We start from the raw sequence: 4,417 nt of genomic DNA on the forward strand, positions 1-4,417 counted from the left end.
GAGCCGACCGCGGGGCTGCTGGGCGTGCCGGGACGGGTGTCAGGCGGTCTGGCTGCCCGGTTCGGAGTCGGTGTCGCCGTCGTTCTTCTGCTTGTCTTCGCGGGCCTTCTTCTCCTGCGCCGCGCGGAGTTCCTGCTCCTTACGGCGCAGCTCCTTCTCGCGGGCGTCCTGCCGACGCTTCGCCTCAAGGTTCCGAAGGAACTGAGGGTCGTCATCCGGGGCGGTGGGATGCCTGGGCGCGGGGCGGGACCGTCCACGGGGGCTGGTGGGGCGGGAGCGACCGAACAGGAACCAGAGCCCTGCCCCGAGCAGTGGAACCAGGACGATCGTCACGATCCACGCGGGTTTGGAAAGGCTGCGCACCGAGTGCGCCTTGGTCATGATGCAGTCGATCAGTGCGTAGACGATGACGGCAACTGCAACGAGGATAAGAAACAACAACAGGCGAGGCATCTATCAATTGTAGGCGAGTAAACTTGATGAGTGCCCTTCTTCAAATTCACTGCCCTACGCCTCGGCCTCGTCGTGGTTTTCTTCGTCATTTCCTACTGGCTCGGCCTTGGCGCCATCTTCTCCGCGGTTGTCGCGGCGATTCTGGCCTGGTGCGTGACCTACCTGTTCTTCCGGGAAATGCGTGACGCCGCATCGGCGTCGTTGCAACGCCGGTTCAGGGACGGTGCGCCACCGCAGCGCAACCTTTCCGAGCTCGACGACGCCGCCGCCGAGGACGCCTACGACCCCAACGCCACGATCAACGCAGACCGCAAACCCCGCCCCTGAGCGAAGCCGCCACCGGGCGCCTGCCAGGTAGATACGCCCGCTGGCTCTGTGGGCTGTCCGGCGCTGCAGCGAGGCCAGCAGGAGCAGCTAGCCCAGCACAGCGGTCAAGCCAGCGCGGCAGCTAGCCCAACACAGCGGTCAAGCCAGCGCAGCGGTCAGGACCACTCCGGCCCCGAAAAGCACACTGAACCCGAGATTGATCAGCCCGGTCATCTTGAGGACCGGGATCAAGCTTCGGCGTTTTTTGCCCTTGAGCATCAGCCAGCTCGGCATCAGGCAAGCGGGGATGAGCAATAGCACCAGGAGCACCCAAGGGTAGTCGTAGACCAGGAACAGGGGCAGCAGGAGTGCCACGGCGAGCATCATCACGTAGGTGATCCGTGCTGCGGTATCGCCCAGCCGGACGGCGAGCGTGATTTTCCCGGCTTCACGGTCTGTCGGGATGTCCCGAACGTTGTTGGCCATCAGGAGTGCCATGGCAATGATTCCGGTGCTGATGGCGCCGATCCAGGCCACAGCGCTCAGCTGGCCCGCCTGCGTGTAGGTGGTTCCGAGCGTCGCGACCAGACCGAAGAACACAAACACGAACACATCGCCCAGCCCCATGTAACCGTATGGGTTGCGTCCGCCGGTATAGCCCCAGGCAGCAGCCACGCAGCCCACTCCCACCAGCAGCAGGAACCAGGTCTGCGAAAGCACAATCAGGCTCGTCCCAGCGACCATGGCCAGCGCAAAGCAGGCAAAGGCAGCCCACTTCACCTGCCCGGGACGGGCGGCGCCGGAACCGGTGAGACGCAGGGGGCCCACCCGATCGGCGTCGGTACCTCTGACGCCGTCGGAGTAGTCATTGGCGTAGTTAACGCCGATCTGCAGCATCACAGCGACCAGTGCGGCCAGCAGGGCGTTGACCGGTTTGAAGGCGCCAAGGTCGAACGCTGCAGCCCAACCCACGATCACTGGGGCAATCGCCATGGGGAGGGTTCGCGGGCGGGCGCCCTCAAGCCATTGTGCGGCAGTAGCCACAATGCAATCCTTTTCGTCGGGGAAGTCGGGGGAGTAGTGGGTTACGCGCTGGCGCGTTCGAGCAGAGCCCGAACCGCCAGCCGGTCGGGTTTACCGTTGGGCAGGAGGGGAAGCGACCCGAGGGTCAGAATGATCCGGGGCGCCGCGTGCGGACCGAGGGCCGTCTTCGCGTGTTGGCGCACCTCATCCGGGTTCACATGGCCGACGACGACGGCGGCCACCTCAGTGCCCCATTCGGCGCTTTCGATGCCCAGCACCAGTGCTTCCTGAACGCCCGGGAACCCTTCGATCGCTGACGCGACGGCTCCGGCCGAGACCTTCAATCCACCGGTGACAAGCACATCGTCCACCCGCCCGGTAAGGCTCAGCACACCATCGGTGATGGCACCGGCGTCGTCGGTCCTGAACCAGCGGCGGCCGGAATTGAACTGGAACCGGTCGGCGCTGAGCTCGGGTTGCCCCAGGTAGCCATCGGCGAGCACCGGTCCGCTGATCCACAGCCGGCCATCCTCGGAGAGGAGGTCCACGCCTTCCAGCGGGACGCCGTCGTACACGCAACCGCCGCAGGTTTCACTCATGCCGTACGTGAGCACCAGGTTCAGTCCGTGTTTGCGCGCTTCGCTGCGGAGGGTTTCGGACGCTGGGGCGCCGCCCAGCAGGATGGCGTTGAACCGGCGCAGCACCTGGAGCGTTTCAGGACGTGGGTCCTGGAGCAGGCGGTGCAGCTGGGTGGGGACCAGCGACGTGAACCGGACCTTGTCGGTCAGTTCGCCGGCGGCCGCGGTGAAAGCCTCCGCGCTGAACGGGGCGGAGAGGTCCATCGCCCAGGGCCGGGTGCCGGCGTAGAGCGACCGGACCAGCACCTGAAAGCCCGCCACATAGTGCACGGGCAGGGTGAGGAGCCACTGGCCCTCAGCCTTCAGCGCAAGGGCGGTCCCCATCGCCGAAGCGGCGAGCGCATCGACGCTGAGCATCGTCTGCTTCGGGACGCCGGTCGAACCCGAAGTGCTGAGCACGGCGGCGATCTCGTCGTTCGACAGTTCACCGTCGAAGCGCTGGTCCGGGTCGGCATGGGGCGCGACGGCGGGGCCTTCACCGGCCAGCGCAGCGGCCAGTGGGGTGAGGAGGGCATGAGGGTCAGCCTCGGGCGGGGTGTGGATCGGTAACAGTTCCATGATTGGCCTAGAAATAGTAGGGGTAAGCGGACCAGTCGGGTGCCCGCTTTTCCAGGAAGGCTTCCTTACCCTCGACCGCTTCGTTGGTCATATACGCCATCCGGGTCGCTTCGCCAGCGAAGACCTGCTGGCCCGCGAGCCCGTCGTCGGCCAGATTGAACGCGAATTTGAGCATGCGGATTGCCTGCGGGCTTTGCCGGGCAATGTCCGCTGCGTACTGCAGTGCCGTGTTCTCCAGTTCCTCGTGGTCCACGGCCTCGTTGACCGCGCCCATCGCGACCATCTCTTCGGCTGAGTACTCCCGGGCGAGGAAGAAGATCTCGCGAGCCTTCTTCTGCCCGATCTGGCGGGCCAACAGCGCCGAGCCATAACCGGCGTCGAAACTTCCCACCGTGGCATCGGTCTGCTTGAACTTGCCGTGCTCGCGGGAGGCGATGGTCAGGTCAGCCACCACATGCAGACTGTGCCCGCCGCCGGCCGCCCACCCATTGACGACGGCGATGACCACCTTCGGCATGGTCCGCATCAGCCGCTGCACCTCAAGAATGTGGAGCCGGCCGGCCCGTGCGGGATCGACGCTTTCGCTGGTCTCGCCGTCGGCGTACCGGTATCCGTCGCGGCCGCGGATCCGCTGGTCGCCGCCCGAGCAGAACGAGTGGCCGCCGTCCTTCGGGGATGGCCCGTTGCCGGTGAGCAGTACGGTGGCGACGTCGGAGGTCATTCGCGCATGGTCCATCGTCCGGTACAGCTCATCGACGGTCCCGGGGCGGAACGCGTTGCGCACCTCGGGCCGGTTGAAGGCGATCCTCACCGTTGGCAGGTCTTTGACCTCCCCGCCGGGGCCCCGTTCGACCTGTCGGTGGTACGTGATGTCCTCGAGATCGCCGAACCCGGAGACGAGTCGCCAGCGGGCAGGGTCGAAGAGGTCAGAAACCTGTGGGGGAAGGTCGATAGTCACCCATCGAGTCTAGCTTTGTGCCGAGCGGTTGGCATGAAGAGGGTCCGCCGTTGGCCAGCGGTCTCGTTATCCCGGGGCCCTGGCGTATTTTTTCGGTGTTTGGTTAGCTAAGCCAATGCTGGCTGCCAGAGGGGCAGCCGCCGAAGGGAGAGCCGTGAAAGTCACCAGGATCCTGGCGATCGTTGCAGTCTCGTCTTCAACCATGTTCGTTGGCGCGTCGACCGCGATGGCAGCATCGGACGACATCGTGTTCGTCCCGTTCGACCAGGCGACGGTAGTAGACCCGGACACCGTCACCTTTGTCACCGGGGGCGTGATCGCAGCCGACGGCACAAACCTGTGCGCGGTCAACCCTGGGTCCATCGTGTTCCCGGATGGAACGTACCCCTGCTTCATCGATTTTCGATCCCCCGACCCGGACCCCGCACCTCAGGTGGGCCAGATGCCGGTGGGCGGCGTCGACACCGGGGTGGCTACGCCC

At 65.6% G+C, this 4,417-nt stretch carries 6 protein-coding genes; 2 read left to right on the plus strand and 4 right to left on the minus strand.

Features of this window, described 5'->3' with window-relative positions; translation table 11 throughout:
• Positions 1-39 precede the first annotated feature (39 nt).
• Positions 40-441 (minus strand): PLD nuclease N-terminal domain-containing protein, encoded by a 402-nt coding sequence (locus tag K728_RS0108250; RefSeq protein WP_083850921.1) that lies wholly within the window; start codon positions 439-441, stop codon positions 40-42.
• Positions 442-483: 42 nt separating this feature from the next.
• Here K728_RS0108250 and K728_RS0108255 point away from each other — a divergent pair, with 42 nt between their 5' ends.
• Positions 484-780, plus strand: a complete 297-nt coding sequence (locus K728_RS0108255) for a DUF4229 domain-containing protein (protein WP_019483193.1) — start codon at positions 484-486, stop codon at positions 778-780.
• Between the two features lie 138 nt (positions 781-918).
• On the opposite strand, the gene K728_RS0108260 is transcribed toward K728_RS0108255, so the two are convergent.
• From K728_RS0108260 to K728_RS0108270, 3 genes are read right to left on the minus strand one after another with little or no spacing between them, the layout of a single operon-like run.
• Positions 919-1,803: a 1,4-dihydroxy-2-naphthoate polyprenyltransferase gene (locus tag K728_RS0108260; protein ID WP_024476384.1), complete on the minus strand. Its 885-nt coding sequence runs from the start codon at positions 1,801-1,803 to the stop codon at positions 919-921.
• 41 nt (positions 1,804-1,844) lie between these two features.
• Entirely contained in the window at positions 1,845-2,978 is a 1,134-nt protein-coding gene (locus tag K728_RS0108265) for an AMP-binding protein (RefSeq protein WP_024476385.1), read from the minus strand.
• 7 nt (positions 2,979-2,985) lie between these two features.
• Positions 2,986-3,936 carry a 1,4-dihydroxy-2-naphthoyl-CoA synthase gene (locus K728_RS0108270; RefSeq protein ID WP_024476386.1) on the minus strand — a complete coding sequence of 317 codons (951 nt, stop codon included), beginning with the start codon at positions 3,934-3,936 and terminating at the stop codon, positions 2,986-2,988.
• A 154-nt stretch (positions 3,937-4,090) separates the two neighbouring features.
• Between K728_RS0108270 and K728_RS18895 the strand changes: the two genes are divergently transcribed.
• Positions 4,091-4,417 (plus strand): hypothetical protein (locus K728_RS18895; protein ID WP_035747603.1); only part of this gene is annotated, 327 nt, incomplete at its 3' end.

The organism is Arthrobacter sp. CAL618 (assembly GCF_000468215.1).
Taxonomy (GTDB): Bacteria; Actinomycetota; Actinomycetes; order Actinomycetales; family Micrococcaceae; genus Arthrobacter_D.